A 15,434-nucleotide genomic window follows, 5' to 3' on the forward strand; every position below is an offset into this window, starting at 1 on the left:
CGCCCGCAAAACCGAGGAAACGCACATGTCTTCACCCGCCACGTCTCCGCCCGTTCAGGCGTCCGCCAGCCTGCTCGACCGCACGGTCGGCAAGGTGCAGGCCCGCCTGCTGCCCTTCCTGCTGCTGATGTACGTGCTTGCCTTCTTGGACCGCGCCAACATCGGTTTCGCCAAGAAGGCGTTCCAGGTGGACACCGGCATCAGCGATGCCGCCTTCGCGCTTGGCGCCGGCATCTTCTTCATCGGCTACGCGCTGTTCGAGGTGCCGAGCAACCTGATCATGCACCGCGTCGGCGCGCGTGCCTGGATGTGCCGGATCATGGTGACCTGGGGTGTGATCTCCGCCGCCATGGCCTTCGCGCACACGGAGACGATGTTCTACTGGCTGCGCTTCCTGCTGGGCGTGGCGGAGGCCGGCTTCTTCCCCGGCGTGATCCTGTATCTGACCTACTGGTTCCCGGCCCAATCCCGTGGCCGGGCCATGGGGCTGTTCTATTTCGGAGCGCCACTGGCCTTCATCTTCGGCAGCCCGCTGTCGGGCCTGCTGCTCGACCTCAACGGTATGGGCGGCCTGCACGGCTGGCAATGGATGTTCCTGGTCGAAGGCCTGCTGGCCTCCGTCGTCGGCGTCTGGGCCTTCTGGTACCTGGACAACCGCCCGAACGACGCCGAGTGGCTGTCCGCCGAGGAAAAGGGCGCGCTCGCCGACGCCATCGGGGCGGAGGAAGCCCACAAGCACGCTCACGGGCCGAAGGGTGTGCTGGCTGCCCTTGCCAACCCGCGCCTGTTGTACCTCTGCGCCATCTATTTCCTGATCCAGATGAGCGTCTACGGCGTGGTCTTCTACCTGCCGACCCAGGTCGCCGGCCTGCTGGGCAAGAAGATCGGGTTCGAGGTGGGTCTGGTCACGGCCATCCCCTGGATCTGCGCGCTGGCCGCCGCCTATGTCATCCCGCGCTATTCCGACCGCACGGGTGAGCGCCGGGTGCTCGCCGCGCTGACTCTGTCGGCCGCCGGCATCGGCATCGCCGTCTCGGCGGCGGCCGGGTCGCCCTTCGTCGCGCTGCTCGCTCTGTGCGTCGCCGCCGCCGGTTTCATCGCCGTGCAGCCGCTGTTCTGGACCTTCCCCACGGGCTACCTGGGCGGCATCGCGGCGGCCAGCGGCATTGCCATGGTCAACTCGCTGGGCGCGCTCGGCGGCTTCGTCGCCCCGAACGTCAAGACCTGGGCGGAGGGCTTCTTCGCCTCCGGCGCCGCCGGTCTCTACGTGCTGGCCGGCACCACCCTGCTGGGTGCGCTGCTGATCCTCGGCCTCAAGGCGCTGCGCCTGTCGGAGCCGGCTCGGCTCAGCCGCGCGGCCACCGATGAACTGCGGGCCTCCGGCGCCGCCTACTCGCAACACTGAAAGCAACGGGAACCGAACCCATGAGCGTGCCAACCATCCGTCAGGTCCGTGCCTTCACCGTGCGCGGCGGTGGCGCCGACTATCACGACCAAGGCGCCGACCATTGGATCGACGACCACATCGCCACCCCCATGAGCAAGTATCCGGAGTACCGGCAGAGCCGCCAGACCTTCGGTCTGAACGTGCTGGGCACCCTCGTGGTGGAAGTTGAGGCGTCCGACGGCACCATCGGCTTCGCGGTCACCACCGGCGGCGAGATCGGCGCCTGGATCGTGGAAAAGCACCTGTCCCGCTTCGTCGAGGGCCAGCGCGTCACCGACATCGAGAAGATCTGGGACCAGATGTTCAACGGCTCCCTCTTCTACGGGCGCAAGGGCATCGTGCTGAACGCCATCTCCGGCGTCGATCTGGCGCTGTGGGACCTGCTGGGCAAGGTGCGGGGGGAGCCGGTGTACCAACTCCTCGGCGGGCCGGTGCGGGACGAGCTTCAATTCTACGCCACCGGTGCGCGTCCGGACCTCGCCAAGCAGATGGGCTTCATCGGCGGCAAGCTGCCGCTGCACCACGGCCCGGCCGAGGGCGAGGAGGGACTGCGCAAGAACCTCGCCCTGCTGGCCGACATGCGGGAGCGCGTCGGCGACGATTTCTGGCTGATGTACGACTGCTGGATGAGCCTCGACCTCAACTACGCCACGCGGCTGGCGCAGGGGGCGCATGAGCTGGGTCTGAAGTGGATCGAGGAGGCGTTGCCGCCCGATGATTACTGGGGTTACGCGCAGCTGCGCCGCAACGTGCCGAAGGGCATGCTGGTGACCACCGGCGAGCACGAGGCCACGCGCTGGGGCTTCCGCATGCTGCTGGAGATGGGCTGCTGCGACATCATCCAGCCGGACGTGGGCTGGTGCGGCGGCATCACCGAGCTGATCAAGATCTCGGCGCTGGCCGACGCGCACAACGCGCTGGTCGTGCCGCATGGATCGAGCGTCTACAGCTACCACTTCGTCGTCACCCGACATAACAGCCCGTTTGCCGAGTTCCTGATGATGGCGCCGAAGGCGGACAAGGTGGTGCCGATGTTCACGCCGCTCCTGCTCGACGAGCCGGTGCCGGTGAACGGCCGCCTGAAGGTTCCGGAAACGCCGGGCTTCGGCGTCCGCCTGAACCCGGACTGCGCGCTGTCGCGTCCCCACACGCACTGAGGCCGGAGCCGGGAACCGGCGCGGGAGGCATTGTGTGACGACCCTGTATCAGGTCGTCGCACGGTGCCTATCTCCTCCAGCCGATTGCGCACCGCCGCACAACCGGCAAAAACTCACAAGCTCCGGCCCCTTACTTCAGGGCTGGCCGATAGCGAAGAGCCACGGTTTCCATGGATGTTTCCCGGATGGTTTCCTTGATCGGATCGTAGGCCGTCACGTTGATGGCGCGGACGATCAGCCGTGGTTCGCCCGTTTCCCGCGTGTCGGCGTCGATGATGCTGAGCCCGGCGAGATCCTGTTCCAACGCAGCCATGCCGGGCAGTCCGCAGCCGAGCGCCCGGCAGAGAATGGCCCGGTTGACCGCGTCGTGGGCGACCAGCAGAAGCGACGTCCAGCCGGGATCGGCGAGCAGGGCGGAGAAGGCCGTCCACACACGCTCCGTGAAGGTCGCGAAGCTCTCCCCTCCGAGAAAGCAGGCGTCGGGGTCACCGGCGTCCCGATAGGCGTTGGCGAGCAGGGCGCCCACCCTCTCCGCAGGCAGATCGCGCAGGCGACCGCCGCGGATCTCCAGAAAGCCGGGATCCTCGGCCAGCGGCAGCCCACGTCCTTCGATCAGGATTTCGGCCGTCTCGCGGGTCCGAGGCAGGCCGGAACACACGGCGCGGTCGAACGTGACGGGTGCCAGCCAACGGGCGAGCGCCGCAACCTGACGGCGCCCGTGCTCCGTCAGGGGAACGGTGCGGGGGTTGAGCGGCTGCCCAGCCTCATCGAAGTATGTCACGTCGCCGTGCCGCACGAGATGGATGCGCCGCCGCATGACGGGGTCTCTCATTTCGGCTGAAGGCGCAACGCGCCATCGAGGCGGATGACCGATCCGTTAACCATTGGGTTCTCCACGATGGACAGGGCCATGCGCGCGTACTCTTCCGGTTTGCCGAACCGTCGCGGAAACGGAATGGTCGCGGTGATGGCATCCTGAACGTCCTGCGGTATCGCGGTGACCATGGGCGTGCCGAACAGGCCTGGTGCGATGGTGACGACGCGGATGCCATGACGGGCCAGTTCCCGCGCAGCGGGCAGCGTGAGGGCGGCAACCCCGCCTTTGGACGCCGCGTAGGCCGCCTGGCCGATCTGCCCCTCGTAGGCGGCGATCGAGGCTGTGTTGACAATGACGCCGCGCTCATCGTCGTCCAGGGGCTCCAAAGCCGCCATGGCGGCGGCGGCGAGCCGCATCATGTTGAAGGTCCCGATCAGATTGACCTGGACGACGCGGGCGAAATCCTCCAGAGGCAGCGGCCCCTCGCGGCCGACGATCCGGCCGGCCGGCGCGATGCCGGCACAGTTCACGAGGATGCGGGCCGGGCCATGCTCACGGGCTGCGGCTGTCAGGGCCCATTCCGCCGAGCCGGCGTCCGACACGTCGCAGGAAACGGCGAGCGCGCCGATGTCCTCGGCCAAGGGCGCAAGCCGTTCGGCCGAAAGGTCGAGAAGAGCGACACGGGCGCCCGCGGCGGCCAGGGCACGAGCGGTGGCTGCCCCGAGGCCGGACGCGGCTCCGGTGACGATCGCCGGCTGATTGGTCAGAATCATGGCAATTCCTAAGTCGGGAAAAATGGGGGGTGTCCGCCGATCAGGGAGGCCGGCGCGAAACGTCGAACCGTAGGCGATGCCCGCCTTTAGAACCCGCCTTCAGAATCCGGTGAAGCGGGTGAACTCGGACACCGGCGCGCGTTCGGTCTCCAGGCGGTTTTCCGGCGCGTCCGGGTCGGCGTGGCCCAGCGCCATGCCGCTCGCCAGGATCTCCGTGTCGGGGATGCCGAGATGGCGGCTGACGATGCGATGGTACTTGTTGAACGCCGCCTGCGGGCAGGTGTCGAGACCGAGACCGCGCGCCGCGACCATCACGTTCTCCATGAACATGCCGAGGTCGAGCCAGCTTCCCAGCTCCATCCGGCGGTCCAGCGTGAAGAAAAGGCCCACCGGCGCGCCGAAGAAGTCATAGTTGCGGGCGTGCTGGCGCGCCATGGCCTCCTTGTCGCCCTTAGCGATGCCCAGCGTGCCGTACAGATCCCAGCCGATCTTGCGGCGGCGGGCCAGATAGGGCTCGAACCACTGGGTCGGATAGTACTGGTATTCCTCTCCCCCCTCGGCATCGGTGGGATCGAAATGCGCCGCTTGCAGTTCGGCCGACAGCGCATGACGGGGGGCGCCGGCGATCACATAGACCTTCCAGGGCTGGATGTTAGACCCGCTGGGCGCCCGGCTGGCGAGGCTCAGGATGAATTCGACCGTCTCGCGGGGCACCGGTTCGGCCGTGAAGGCGCGCACGCTGCGGCGGGTACGGATGGCCTCGACCGCCGACAGCTGTGCGCGGGTGGAGGGTGGGAGGGGACAATCCATGGCGACGCCTCATTTGCAGCCGTCACTCCGCCACCAAGGGAAGGGAGGACGGTTCGACCTGTGCGTGTATGTCCAGATTGGCAAGCTCATAGCCCCGCCGGAAATCGACGATGTGCTTTTCCATCCAGCTTTTCGCCGTTTGCGGATCGCGGTTGCGGATGCCTTCCAGGATCTTGTCGTGGGCGAAAAATAGGCGCTCGCCGGCGTTCAGCCGCGACATGACGTTGTAGAAGGCCGGGTAGAACAGATGGCTCAGCGGCTCCCGCGCCAGCAGCAGGGCCCGGTTGTGGGAGGCCCTGGCGATCAGGTGATGGAACTCGATGTCCAGTTCCGTCAGGCTTTCACTGTTGGCGAGCGAGCGGCGCGTGCGCTCCAGATTGTCCTCCAACGCGGCGATCTCCTCCTCCGTGGCCCGCTCGGCGGCCAGTTCGGCGGCGACCGGCTCAAGCGCCATGATGGTCTCCCAGAGTTCCTGGAAGGTGACCTCGTGCAGCACCATGGCACGGCTCACATGGGCCGCCGTCTCGTGATAGTGCGGCACGCTGGCGAACAGCTTCTTGCCGCCCCGGCGCCGGACCAGCCCGTTCTGCTCCAGCAGCCGGATGCCCTCGCGCACGGTGGAGCGGTTGACGCCCAGCTGCTCGGCCAGGGCGGTTTCCGAGGGCAGGACGTCACCGGCCTTGATCGTGCCCTGCATGATCTGCCGCTCGATGGCCTGGGACACGACCTTGTAGGCCGGCGCGATGGAAATCTTCTCGATGGAGAGCTTGCGGGTGGCCTTCATCATTCCTTACCGTGGTCTGCGAATTCACGTTCCTTGAGGACGCGCCGGCGGATTTTGCCGCTTACCGTCTTGGGCAGTTCCTCGACGAATTCGATCCGCCGCGGGTACTTGTAGGGTGCGGTGATGGATTTGACGAAAGTCTGCAATTCCTTGACCAGTTCCGGCGTGCCCTGGATTCCGGCGCGCAGGACGACGAAGGCCTTGACCACCTCGCCGCGCTCCTCGTCGGGGCTGGGAACGGCCGCGCATTCCTGCACCGCGTCGTGCTCGATCAAGGCGTTCTCGACCTCCAGCGGCCCGATGCGGTAGCCGGCGGAATTAATAACGTCATCGTTGCGCCCGAGGAAGTAGAAGTATCCATCCTCATCAACCATGGACATGTCCCCCGTCAGGAACCACGCGCCATCCGGTCCCTCGATGCGCGACTGGGCCGTACGGTCCGGGTCGTTCCAGTAGCCGAGCATCGCCTGCGGGTTGGGAAGGCGCATGGCGAGTTGGCCGGGCGTGCCCGGCGGCTGGCGCCGGCCATCCTCGTCCAGAATGCCCATTTCCGTGCCGGGGGACGGCAGGCCCATGGAGCCCGGCTTCGGCGGCCGGTCGACCATGGTCAGCACGGTCATCAGCGTCTCGGTCTGGCCGTAGGCCTCGCGCAGCGGAATGCCGGTCAGGGCCTGCCAGCGTTCCACCACCGCCGGGTTGACGGACTCGCCCGCCGACACGGCGTGCCGCAGGGACGACAGGTCGAAGCTGGAAATGTCCTCCTGGACCAGACGGCGGAACTCGGTCGCGGCGCCGCAGAAGACATTGACGCGGTGGCGCTGGATCAGCTCGAAGCGATGGCGCGGCTCGAACGGCCCGTCGTGGAAGACCACCGCCGCGCCCCGGCTCCACGGGCCGAACAGAATGCTGGTGCCGGCCTTGCTCCAGCCGGTGTCCGCCGTGCACCACATGACATCGCCGGGATTGAGTCCCAACCAGTGTTCCGCCGACACGCGCCAGGCGTAGAGGCCGCGCGCGGCGTGCGTGACCCCCTTGGGATGCCCGGTGGAGCCCGACGTGTAATAGATGATGGCAGGGTCGTCCGGCTGCATGCGGGCCGCCTCGAACCGGTCCGAGGCGCCGTCCAGGGCCGTGGCGACGTCGATCCAGCCCGGAGCCCCGCCGACCGACAGGCGGACCTCCAGCGGCGCGCCGATGTCGGCGAATTTGGCGGCGTTGGCCGCCGTGGTCACCACCGCCCGCGCACCGCTCTGCGTGGCGCGATAGGTCACGTCGCGTTGCGTCAGCATGTCGATGCAGGGGATCGGCACGGCCCCGAGCTTCAGGCAGCCGACCAGGGCGATCTGCCACTGCGGCACGCGCGGCAGCATCACCAGAACCCGGTCGCCTTTGCGGATTCCGTGGTTTGCCAGCACGTTGGCGAAGCGGTTGGTCAGCCGCGCCATGTCGGCGTAGGTGTAGCGTTCCTCACGCCCCTCGGCGTTCGACCACAGCAGCGCCACGCGTGTCGGATCCTCGGCGAAGCGATCGACCACGTCGGCGCCGAAGTTGAAGGTGGCCGGCACGTTCCACTGGAAGCCTGCTTGCTGGCCGTGCTGGGTGGTGGTCGCCATAACGTTCCCTCCGGTGCTTTCTTCGTTCAGATCGCGCTCTTCCGGCGCATGTCCGCAATGTCGTCGGCGGTGTAGCCAAGCGACCGCAGAACCTCGTCGTTGTGCTCGCCCAGCAGCGGCGGCGGGGTGCGCAGCCGGCCCGGCGTGTCCGAGAACTTGATGGGAAAGCCGAGCTGCGGGATGCGGCCTTCCACGGGATGCTCCATTTCCAACAGCATCTCGCGGTGCTTCAGCTGCGGATCGTCGAACGCTTCCCGCATCGTGTTGACCGGCGCCACAGGCAGGTCGGCGGGACCGAGCAGGCCCATCCATTCGTCGCAGGTCTTTGTCGCCATCAGGTCGGCGACGCGGCGCATCTGCGCTTCGGCCTCCGCGCCCTCGGGCCACTGCGCCTCCTTCAGGTCGGACAGGCCGACGAGGTCGCAGAAGCGGTTCCAGAAGGTCTCCTCGATCAGCCCCAGTGTGATGTGCCGGCCATCCGCGCAACGGAACACGTTGTAGCAGGGCGCCTGGCCGAGGAAACGGCGCTCCCCGCCCTTCGGCTCGACCCCGGCGAAGAAGTAATCGGCGGCGTGGTACGGCAGCCAGGCGACCAGCCCGTCCGTCATCGACACGTCGACGAACTGCCCCTTGCCGGTCTGCCCGCGCGCCAGCACGGCGGCGAGGATGCCGAAGGCCGCCATGAGGGACCCGCCGCCCTGGTCGGCGATGGACAGGCCGGGCACGATCGGCCCCTCGCCCGCCTTGCCGAACAGCTGCAACGCGCCGGCCAGCGCCATGTAGTTCAGGTCGTGGCCGGGCGTCTTCGCGTAGGGGCCGTCCTGCCCGAAGCCGGAGATGGCGCAGTAGATCAGCCGGGGATTCTCCGCCGCCAGCGTCTCGTACCCCATCCCCAGCCGGTCCATGACGCCGGGGCGGAAACCTTCCACCAGAATGTCGGCGCGGGCGGCGAGACGGCGAAGGACGGTCTTGCCCTCCTCCGTCTTCAGGTTGACCGTGATGCTCTTCTTGTTGCGGTTCAGCAGCAGGAAGGAGCCGGATTCCTTCACGTTCAGCGGCGGGAATTCGCGGTTGTAGTCGCCGCGCCCGGGCTCCTCGACCTTGATGACCTCGGCCCCCAGGTCGGCCAGCATCTGCGTGCAGAAGGCGCCGGGCAGCAGCCGGGTGAGGTCCAGGACCGTCAGGCCGGTCAGGGCGTCCTTGAATGCGGATATGGCGGTCATTGGGCGGTCCATCCTCCATCCACGACGATGCTCTGGCCGGTCACGTAGGAGGAGGCCGGCGAGGCGAGGAACGCGACGGCGCCCATCAGTTCCTCCGGCTTGCCGAAGCGGCCCATGGGGGTCTGGTCGAGCAGGCGCTGCGACAACGCGGCGTGATCGCGCATGCCGGCGGTCAGGTCGGTCTCGAAGAAGCCCGGCGCGATGCAGTTCACCCGCACGCCCTTCGGCGCCCAGTCGATGGCCAGGGACTTGGTCATCAGTTCCACCCCGCCCTTGGCGGCGCAGTAGGGCAGGGTCTTGCGCAGGCCGACATGCCCGGCGACCGAGCTGATCGTGACGATGCTGCCCGATCCCCGTTCCAGCATGGCGCCGCCGAAATGGCGGCAGCACAGGTAGACGCCGGTCAGGTTGATGTCGATGATGTTCTGCCAGTCCGGTAGGTCGGTGCGCTCCGCCGCCTTGTAGATCGGGTTGATGCCGGCGTTGTTGACCAGCGTGTCCACCCGCCCGGACCGTTCCAGCACGGCGGCGAGCAGGGCGGTCACGTCCTCCTCCCGCGACACGTCGGCGGTCTTCCACCAGACCTTGCCGCCTTCGGCGGACAGTTCCTCGGCGGCGGCGGCCAGCGTGTCGGCGGTGCGGCCGCACAGCACGACCTCCGCCCCCAGCCCGGCCAGCCCGGCGGCCATGGACCGCCCCAGCCCGCGCCCGGCGCCGGTGACCACCGCAACGGTGCCGGTCAGGTCGAACAGGCCCTTCATGCGATCGGCGAGCGCGCTCATCGGGCGCCCTCCCGCGCCAGCTTGCGGGCGATGCTCCAGCGGTGGACCTCCGACGGGCCGTCGTAGATGCGGAACGGCCGCGCCTCGCGGAAAATCCGCTCCACCACCGTGTCGCCGGTGATGCCCATGCCGCCCAGCACCTGGACGCAACGGTCCACCACGCGCCAGATCGCTTCGGAGCAGATGACCTTCGCCATGCTCGACTCATGCCGGCCCTTCTGGCCCTGGTCGAGCACCCAGGCGGCCTGCGCGATCACCAGCCGGCAGGTGTGCATGTCCAGTTCGTTGTCCGCCAGTTGGAAGCCGATGCCCTCATGCTCGATCAGCGGCTTGCCGAAGGCGTGGCGGCGGCGGGCATAGTCGGTGGCGATGTCGTGTGCGCGCCGGGCGGCGCCCAGCCAGCGCATGCAGTGGGTCAGCCGCGCCGGAGCGAGCCGGACCTGGGCGTAGCGGAAGCCTTCGCCCTCGCGGCCCAGCACGTCCTCGTCCGGCACGAAGACATCCTGGAAGGAGACGACGCAGTGCCCGCCGGGGAAGCCCTGGTCCATGGTGTCGAGCGTGCGCTCGATCACGATGCCCGGCTGGTCCATGTCGGCGAGGAACATGGTCGCGCGCGGCTCGCCGGCGGGGGAGGCCTCGTCACGCGCCATGATGATGCAGAAACCGGCGCCGTGCGCGCCCGTGATCAGCCATTTGGTGCCGTTGACGACGTAACCGCCGGGCGCCTTGCGGTAGCTGGTCGCCAGCAGCGCGGGATCGGCGCCGGCGCCGGGGTGCGGCTCCGTCATGGCGAAGCAGGACCGGATGTCGGCCGCCGCCAGCGGGGCGAGCCAGCGCCGCTTCTGCCGCTCGTCGGCGACCTGCTCCAGCAGGTGCATGTTGCCTTCGTCCGGTGCGGCGATGTTCAGCGCCAGCGGTCCCAGCAGGCCGTAGCCCGCCGCTTCGAACACGACCGCCTTGCCCCGGTGGTCGAGCCCCAAACCACCCCATTCCCGGGGCATGTGCGGCGAGAGGAGACCGGCTTCGCGGGCCAGCGCGTTCAGGTCGCGGCGCAGCTCGTCGGTCGGGCCGTGCGGCGTCTGGCGCGGATCCTTTTCCAGGGGGATGATTGCATCGCGGATGAAGGCGTCCGTGCGCTCCTTCAGCGCGGCGACCACCGGTGGCAGAGAGAAGTCCATGGCGTTTCTTTCCCTTTATCCCCTTATCACTGCTCGCTAAAAGCAGCGGTTCTGGCTGACCTCGTGGGTGAATTCGAAGATGCCGCGCGCCAGATCGCCGAAGCCGGCGTAGCGCGGGTCGGTGGTGGCGCCGCTGGTGTAGCGGCTGTGCAGTTGCTGGAAGACGACGGCCAGCTTGAACAGCGCCAGCACCCGATGAAAGCGGAAGTCCGACAGGTCGCGCCCGGTGCGGGCGGCGTAACGCTCCGCCGCCTCGCGGCGGGTCGGGAAGCCGTATCCGGCGGTGGGCATCTGCGCCAATTGGTGCATGGCCGGCGGGTCGTCCGCCTCCGTCCAATAGCTGAGCAGCGTGGCGAGGTCGAACAGCGGGTCGCCGCGCGTTCCCTGGTCCCAATCGACGATGGCGACCGGGGTCAGCCGCTCCGGCTCCAGAATCATGTTGTCGAGCTTGAAATCGTTGTGCAGCAGCGTCGGCGAGCCGCCGGGCACGCTGTTCCGGCGCAGCCACCCCACCAGCTCCGCGACGAGCGGGTCGAGCCCGTCCGGCCCGGCGCACAACTCGGCGCGCTGCGCCCAGCCGGAAACCGCCCGCTCCAGGAAGCCGTCCGGACGCCCCAGCCCGTCCAGCCCGACCGACGCCGGGTCGATGGCCTGGATGTCGGCCAGCACGTCGATCATCATCGCACCCAGCCGCGCGCCGGCCTCCGGTTCAACGGCCAGCCGGCCCGGCGAAGCCCCCGGCAGCGTGATGCCCGGCCTGTATTCCAGAAGGATGAAGGGATGACCGGCCACCGCCGGGTCTTCGCACAGGTGCAGGCTGCGTGGGGCGAGCGGCAGGGCGCGCCACAGGCGGCTGAGGATGCGGTGTTCCCGCTTCATGTCGTTGGCGCCGGGCGGCAGCGGCCCCCGTGGCGGCGTGCGCAGCACCGTGGGCGCGCCATCGACGCTGACCAGAAAGTTCAGATTGGCAAGGCCCCCGCGAAACTGCCGTGGTGATTCGGAAAGGTCCAGATGCAGGCCGCTGTGCGCGAGATGCGCGGCGATGGTCGCCCAATCCAGCGGAACCGTCTCATCCGCGGTGCGGAACAGGGAGGGATCGAAGTGCATGAGGCTGCCTGGGTTGCGGGGCCTGCGCGGCAGGGCGGTCCGTCGTTGATTTATTGTCCGACAATCCAATCGTACTCACGCCCTTTTGAAACTGTCAAGCCCCGCACGTCATCATCCAAACTTGTTCCGCAGTGCGATAAAACCTAATCAAAAGCGGCATTTCTAGCCAAACGGCCATTTTTCGAGCTGGCTGGCTCAGGCTCTTGACATCGACGCACAAGCGGACTGATAGTCGAGTTGTCGGACAAAACGCTGCCCGCATCGCCGCCGCAACGACGGCCCCCATGAACGGCGACGGCACGGCCGGCGGTCCCCATAGGGAGAGAGCTGGAATTATGCTGGGACACATCATTGGCTGGGCGCACACGCGCTTTGGCAAGCTGGATGGCGAGAGCCTGGAATCGCTGGTGGTGCGTGTCGCCGCCGACGCCATCGCCGATGCCGGGCTGGAGCCGGCGGACATCGACGAGATCGTTGTTGGTCATTTCAATCAGGGCCTCGATCCGCAGGGATTCCCGGCCTCGCTCGTCCTGCAGGCCGACGAGGCGTTGCGCTTCAAGCCGGCGACGCGCGTGGAGAACGCGTGCGCGACGGGATCCGCCGCGATCCGGCAGGCGGCCATGGCCATCGGCGCCGGGCGGGCGCGGACGGTGCTGGTCGTGGGGGTGGAGAAGATGACCGCCTCGTCGGCCGCGCAGGTGCAGCAGTCGCTGGCCTCCGCCAGCTATCTTCCCGAGGAGGAGGCCGGCGGTTCCTTCGCCGGAATCTTCGGGCGCATCGCGCAGCTCTATTTCCAGCGCTATGGCGACCAGTCGGACGCCTTGGCGCGCATCGCGGCGAAGAACCACCGCAATGGTGCTTCCAACCCGCTCGCCCACATGCAGAAGGACCTGGGGTTCGAGTTCTGCAAAGCGGTGTCCGAGAAGAACCCGCTGGTGGCCGGGCCGTTGCGCCGCACCGACTGCTCCATGGTGTCGGACGGGGCGGCGGCGCTGGTGCTGGCGCATGGCGACGTCGCGGCGCGGGCGGCCAAGTCGGTCGGGTTGCGGGCGCAGGCGCAGGTCAACGACTTCCTGCCCATGGGCCGCCGCGACATGACCCGTTTTGAGGGCTGCACGGCGGCCTGGGGGCAGGCGCTCGACCAGGCCCGGCTCGGCCTGGACGACTTGGATTTCGTCGAGACGCACGACTGCTTCACCATCGCCGAACTGATCGAGTATGAGGCCATGGGCCTCGCCGCGCCGGGCGAAGGCTGCCGGGCCGCGCTGGAGGGCTGGACCGAGGTCGGCGGGCGGTTGCCGGTGAACCCGTCGGGCGGGCTGAAGGCCAAGGGCCACCCCATCGGCGCCACCGGCGTGTCCATGCACGTGATGACCGCCATGCAGCTGATGGGCGCCGCCAGCGGCGTGCAGGTGCCGGGTGCGACCAAGGCGGGAATCTTCAACATGGGTGGTGCTGCGGTCGCCAACTACGTCAGCATTCTTGAGCGGGTGCGCTGAGCGATGGCCGCTTACGACACCATCCTGGTGGAGGCGCGCGGCGCCGTCGGGTTGATCACGCTCAACCGCCCGAAGGCGCTCAACGCCCTTTCCGACCAGCTGATGACCGAACTTGGTCGGGCGCTGGACGGATTCGAGGCCGACGACGCCATCGGCGCCATCGTCGTCACCGGCTCCGACAAGGCCTTCGCCGCCGGGGCCGACATCAAGGAGGCGGCCGGCTTCACCTTCATCGGCGCTCACAAGGCCAACTTCATCACCGCGAAGTGGGAGCGTCTGGCCGCGTGCCGCAAGCCGACCATCGCCGCCGTCGCCGGCTACGCGCTGGGCGGCGGCTGCGAACTGGCGATGATGGCCGATTTCATCCTGGCCGCCGACACGGCGCAGTTCGCCCTGCCGGAGGTCACGATCGGGACCATTCCCGGCGCCGGCGGCACCCAGCGCCTGACCCGGCTGGTCGGCAAGTCCAAGGCCATGGAAATGGTTCTGAGCGCACGCCGCATGGATGCCGTGGAAGCGGAACGCGCCGGTCTCGTCAGCCGGGTGATCCCGGCCGCCGAACTGGTCGACGAGGCAGTGAGGGTCGGCGAGAGGATCGCCGCGCTGTCGCGGCCGATCGTCATGATGGCGAAGGACGCCGTCAACGCCGCCTATGAAACCACCCTGGCCGAGGGCGTGAAGGTCGAGCGCCGGATTTTCTACGCCACCTTCGCCACCGAGGATCAGAAGGAAGGCATGACCGCCTTTGCCGAAAAGCGCCATGCGGACTGGAAAAACCGCTGAGGCGGCGACACCCAAAAATCATCAATCCGGGAGGAACGACATGAAAACGGCTCTATCGTTGGCTCTGGCGGCGGGCATTGCGTTTGCCGGTCCGGCTCTGGCCCAAATTTCCGACGACGTCGTCAAGATCGGCGTCCTGAACGACCGTTCCGGCCTGTACGCCGACCTCGGCGGCGAGGGATCGGTCATCGCCGCCCGGATGGCGTTGGAGGACTTCGGCGGTCGCGTGCTCGGCAAGCCCGTCACCATCATCACCGCCGACCACCAGAACAAGCCGGACATCGGCTCCACCATCGCCCGGCAGTGGATCGACGTTGACCGCGTGGACGCCATCGTCGATGTCCCCCACTCCGCGACGGCGCTCGGCGTGCTCAGCGTCACGCGCGAGAAGAACCGGATGCTGCTCCTGTCCGGCCCGGCCCTGACCGAATTCACCGGCAAGCAGTGCGCGCCCACCACCATCCACTGGACCTACGACAGCTATTCCATGGCCAACGGTACCGTTCGCGCCCTGATCAAGCAGGGCGGGGACAGCTGGTTCTTCCTGACCGGCGACAACGCCGGCAGCCATTCCCAGGAACGGGACGGCATGGCCTTCGTCGAAAAGGCCGGCGGCAAGGTGGTGGGAGCCGTCCGCCACCCGCTGAACACGCAGGACTTCTCCTCCTTCCTGTTGCAGGCGCAGGCGTCGAAGGCGAAAGTGATCGGGCTTGCCAATGCCGGCGGCGACACTGTCAACTCGATCAAGCAGGCGGCCGAGTTCGGCATCGTCCAGGCCGGACAGCGGCTTGCCGGTCTGCTGATCTTCATCACCGACGTCCATTCCATCGGGCTGAAGGACGCGCAGGGGCTCGTGTTCACGGAGTCCTTCTATTGGGACATGGACGACAAGACCCGCGCCTGGTCGCGCCGCTTCATGGAACGTCACGGCGGCCGCGCGCCGACCGCGGCGCAGGCGGGCGTGTACGGCTCCGTGCTGCACTACCTGAAAGCCGTTGAAAAGGCCGGCACCGACGAGTCCCTGGCCGTGTCGAAGGCCATGAAGGAAATCCCGGTCAACGACATGTTCAGCAACAACTTCAAGATCCGCGAAGACGGTCGCGTCGTCCGCGACATGCACCTGTTCGAGGTGAAGAGCCCGTCCGAGTCCAAGGGGCCGTGGGATTATTACAAGCTCCTGGCGACGATCCCCGGTGACGAGGCCTACCGGCCCATGGCCGAGGGCGGTTGCCCGCTCGTGAAGTAGTTTGCTCGTGACGTGATTGGACGGGTGAGCGGGAGTGCCGGGGCCGTGTTTTCGAACGCCCTGCGGCCACGGCTTCCGCTCACCATCCGCGCATGCGTGGACGGCAGGGAGACAAGACGGCAGCGATGAGCGAGGACATCATTCTCGAAGCGCGTGGACTCTCGAAGGAGTTCAAGGGCTTCATCGCGGTGAAGGAGGTGAACCTCCAGGTCCGC

General features: G+C 67.8%; 14 protein-coding genes. 5 read left to right on the plus strand and 9 right to left on the minus strand.

Annotation, left to right across the window (positions count from 1 at the left end):
• The first annotated feature begins 25 nt into the window (after positions 1–25).
• Positions 26–1,405, plus strand: a complete 1,380-nt coding sequence (locus tag J2852_RS29700; protein WP_209882661.1) for an MFS transporter — start codon at positions 26–28, stop codon at positions 1,403–1,405.
• Positions 1,406–1,425: 20 nt separating this feature from the next.
• The gene (rhmD, locus tag J2852_RS29705; RefSeq protein ID WP_209882663.1) at positions 1,426–2,604 is read left to right on the plus strand and encodes an L-rhamnonate dehydratase; all 1,179 of its coding nucleotides are present in this window, start codon (positions 1,426–1,428) and stop codon (positions 2,602–2,604) included.
• Positions 2,605–2,734: 130 nt separating this feature from the next.
• Here rhmD and J2852_RS29710 read toward each other — a convergent pair whose 3' ends face one another.
• The 9 genes from J2852_RS29710 to J2852_RS29750 form a co-directional block, all read right to left on the minus strand.
• Positions 2,735–3,421 carry a histidine phosphatase family protein gene (locus tag J2852_RS29710; RefSeq protein ID WP_209882664.1) on the minus strand — a complete coding sequence of 229 codons (687 nt, stop codon included), beginning with the start codon at positions 3,419–3,421 and terminating at the stop codon, positions 2,735–2,737.
• 11 nt (positions 3,422–3,432) lie between these two features.
• Positions 3,433–4,194: an SDR family NAD(P)-dependent oxidoreductase gene (locus tag J2852_RS29715; protein WP_209882666.1), complete on the minus strand. Its 762-nt coding sequence runs from the start codon at positions 4,192–4,194 to the stop codon at positions 3,433–3,435.
• A 99-nt stretch (positions 4,195–4,293) separates the two neighbouring features.
• Positions 4,294–5,004 carry a nitroreductase gene (locus J2852_RS29720; protein ID WP_209882667.1) on the minus strand — a complete coding sequence of 237 codons (711 nt, stop codon included), beginning with the start codon at positions 5,002–5,004 and terminating at the stop codon, positions 4,294–4,296.
• 22 nt (positions 5,005–5,026) lie between these two features.
• A complete protein-coding gene (locus J2852_RS29725; RefSeq protein WP_246500081.1) occupies positions 5,027–5,791 on the minus strand; it encodes a FadR/GntR family transcriptional regulator in 765 nt (254 codons plus the stop codon).
• Positions 5,788–7,401: an acetate--CoA ligase gene (locus J2852_RS29730; RefSeq protein WP_209882669.1), complete on the minus strand. Its 1,614-nt coding sequence runs from the start codon at positions 7,399–7,401 to the stop codon at positions 5,788–5,790. Before J2852_RS29730 ends, J2852_RS29725 begins: the two co-directional genes overlap by 4 nt.
• 26 nt (positions 7,402–7,427) lie before the next feature.
• Positions 7,428–8,624, minus strand: a complete 1,197-nt coding sequence (locus J2852_RS29735) for a CaiB/BaiF CoA transferase family protein (protein ID WP_209882671.1) — start codon at positions 8,622–8,624, stop codon at positions 7,428–7,430.
• The gene (locus J2852_RS29740; RefSeq protein WP_246500082.1) at positions 8,621–9,406 is read right to left on the minus strand and encodes an SDR family NAD(P)-dependent oxidoreductase; all 786 of its coding nucleotides are present in this window, start codon (positions 9,404–9,406) and stop codon (positions 8,621–8,623) included. Before J2852_RS29740 ends, J2852_RS29735 begins: the two co-directional genes overlap by 4 nt.
• The gene (locus J2852_RS29745) at positions 9,403–10,584 is read right to left on the minus strand and encodes an acyl-CoA dehydrogenase family protein (RefSeq protein WP_209882672.1); all 1,182 of its coding nucleotides are present in this window, start codon (positions 10,582–10,584) and stop codon (positions 9,403–9,405) included. Before J2852_RS29745 ends, J2852_RS29740 begins: the two co-directional genes overlap by 4 nt.
• 36 nt (positions 10,585–10,620) lie before the next feature.
• Positions 10,621–11,691, minus strand: coding sequence for a phosphotransferase family protein (locus tag J2852_RS29750; protein ID WP_209882674.1), 1,071 nt, complete (start codon positions 11,689–11,691; stop codon positions 10,621–10,623).
• Between the two features lie 335 nt (positions 11,692–12,026).
• Here J2852_RS29750 and J2852_RS29755 point away from each other — a divergent pair, with 335 nt between their 5' ends.
• The 3 genes from J2852_RS29755 to J2852_RS29765 are packed head-to-tail and all read left to right on the plus strand — an operon-like array spanning position 12,027 to position 15,219.
• A complete protein-coding gene (locus tag J2852_RS29755; RefSeq protein WP_209882676.1) occupies positions 12,027–13,190 on the plus strand; it encodes an acetyl-CoA acetyltransferase in 1,164 nt (387 codons plus the stop codon).
• A gap of 3 nt (positions 13,191–13,193) precedes the next feature.
• Complete coding sequence (locus J2852_RS29760; RefSeq protein ID WP_209882678.1) at positions 13,194–13,973, plus strand: enoyl-CoA hydratase; 780 nt, start codon at positions 13,194–13,196, stop codon at positions 13,971–13,973.
• A 40-nt stretch (positions 13,974–14,013) separates the two neighbouring features.
• Complete coding sequence (locus J2852_RS29765; RefSeq protein ID WP_209882679.1) at positions 14,014–15,219, plus strand: ABC transporter substrate-binding protein; 1,206 nt, start codon at positions 14,014–14,016, stop codon at positions 15,217–15,219.
• Positions 15,220–15,434 lie beyond the last annotated feature (215 nt).

It is taken from the genome of Azospirillum soli (assembly GCF_017876165.1).
Lineage (GTDB): Bacteria > Pseudomonadota > Alphaproteobacteria > Azospirillales > Azospirillaceae > Azospirillum > Azospirillum soli.

Bases quoted from the DNA above. Each gene is read 5' to 3' on its own strand.
- J2852_RS29700 (WP_209882661.1), top strand. From the start codon at position 26: ATGTCTTCACCCGCCACGTCTCCGCCCGTTCAGGCGTCCGCCAGCCTG.
- rhmD (WP_209882663.1), top strand. From the start codon at position 1,426: ATGAGCGTGCCAACCATCCGTCAGGTCCGTGCCTTCACCGTGCGCGGC.
- J2852_RS29710 (WP_209882664.1), bottom strand. From the start codon at position 3,421: ATGCGGCGGCGCATCCATCTCGTGCGGCACGGCGACGTGACATACTTC.
- J2852_RS29715 (WP_209882666.1), bottom strand. From the start codon at position 4,194: ATGATTCTGACCAATCAGCCGGCGATCGTCACCGGAGCCGCGTCCGGC.
- J2852_RS29720 (WP_209882667.1), bottom strand. From the start codon at position 5,004: ATGGATTGTCCCCTCCCACCCTCCACCCGCGCACAGCTGTCGGCGGTC.
- J2852_RS29725 (WP_246500081.1), bottom strand. From the start codon at position 5,791: ATGATGAAGGCCACCCGCAAGCTCTCCATCGAGAAGATTTCCATCGCG.
- J2852_RS29730 (WP_209882669.1), bottom strand. From the start codon at position 7,401: ATGGCGACCACCACCCAGCACGGCCAGCAAGCAGGCTTCCAGTGGAAC.
- J2852_RS29735 (WP_209882671.1), bottom strand. From the start codon at position 8,624: ATGACCGCCATATCCGCATTCAAGGACGCCCTGACCGGCCTGACGGTC.
- J2852_RS29740 (WP_246500082.1), bottom strand. From the start codon at position 9,406: ATGAGCGCGCTCGCCGATCGCATGAAGGGCCTGTTCGACCTGACCGGC.
- J2852_RS29745 (WP_209882672.1), bottom strand. From the start codon at position 10,584: ATGGACTTCTCTCTGCCACCGGTGGTCGCCGCGCTGAAGGAGCGCACG.
- J2852_RS29750 (WP_209882674.1), bottom strand. From the start codon at position 11,691: ATGCACTTCGATCCCTCCCTGTTCCGCACCGCGGATGAGACGGTTCCG.
- J2852_RS29755 (WP_209882676.1), top strand. From the start codon at position 12,027: ATGCTGGGACACATCATTGGCTGGGCGCACACGCGCTTTGGCAAGCTG.
- J2852_RS29760 (WP_209882678.1), top strand. From the start codon at position 13,194: ATGGCCGCTTACGACACCATCCTGGTGGAGGCGCGCGGCGCCGTCGGG.
- J2852_RS29765 (WP_209882679.1), top strand. From the start codon at position 14,014: ATGAAAACGGCTCTATCGTTGGCTCTGGCGGCGGGCATTGCGTTTGCC.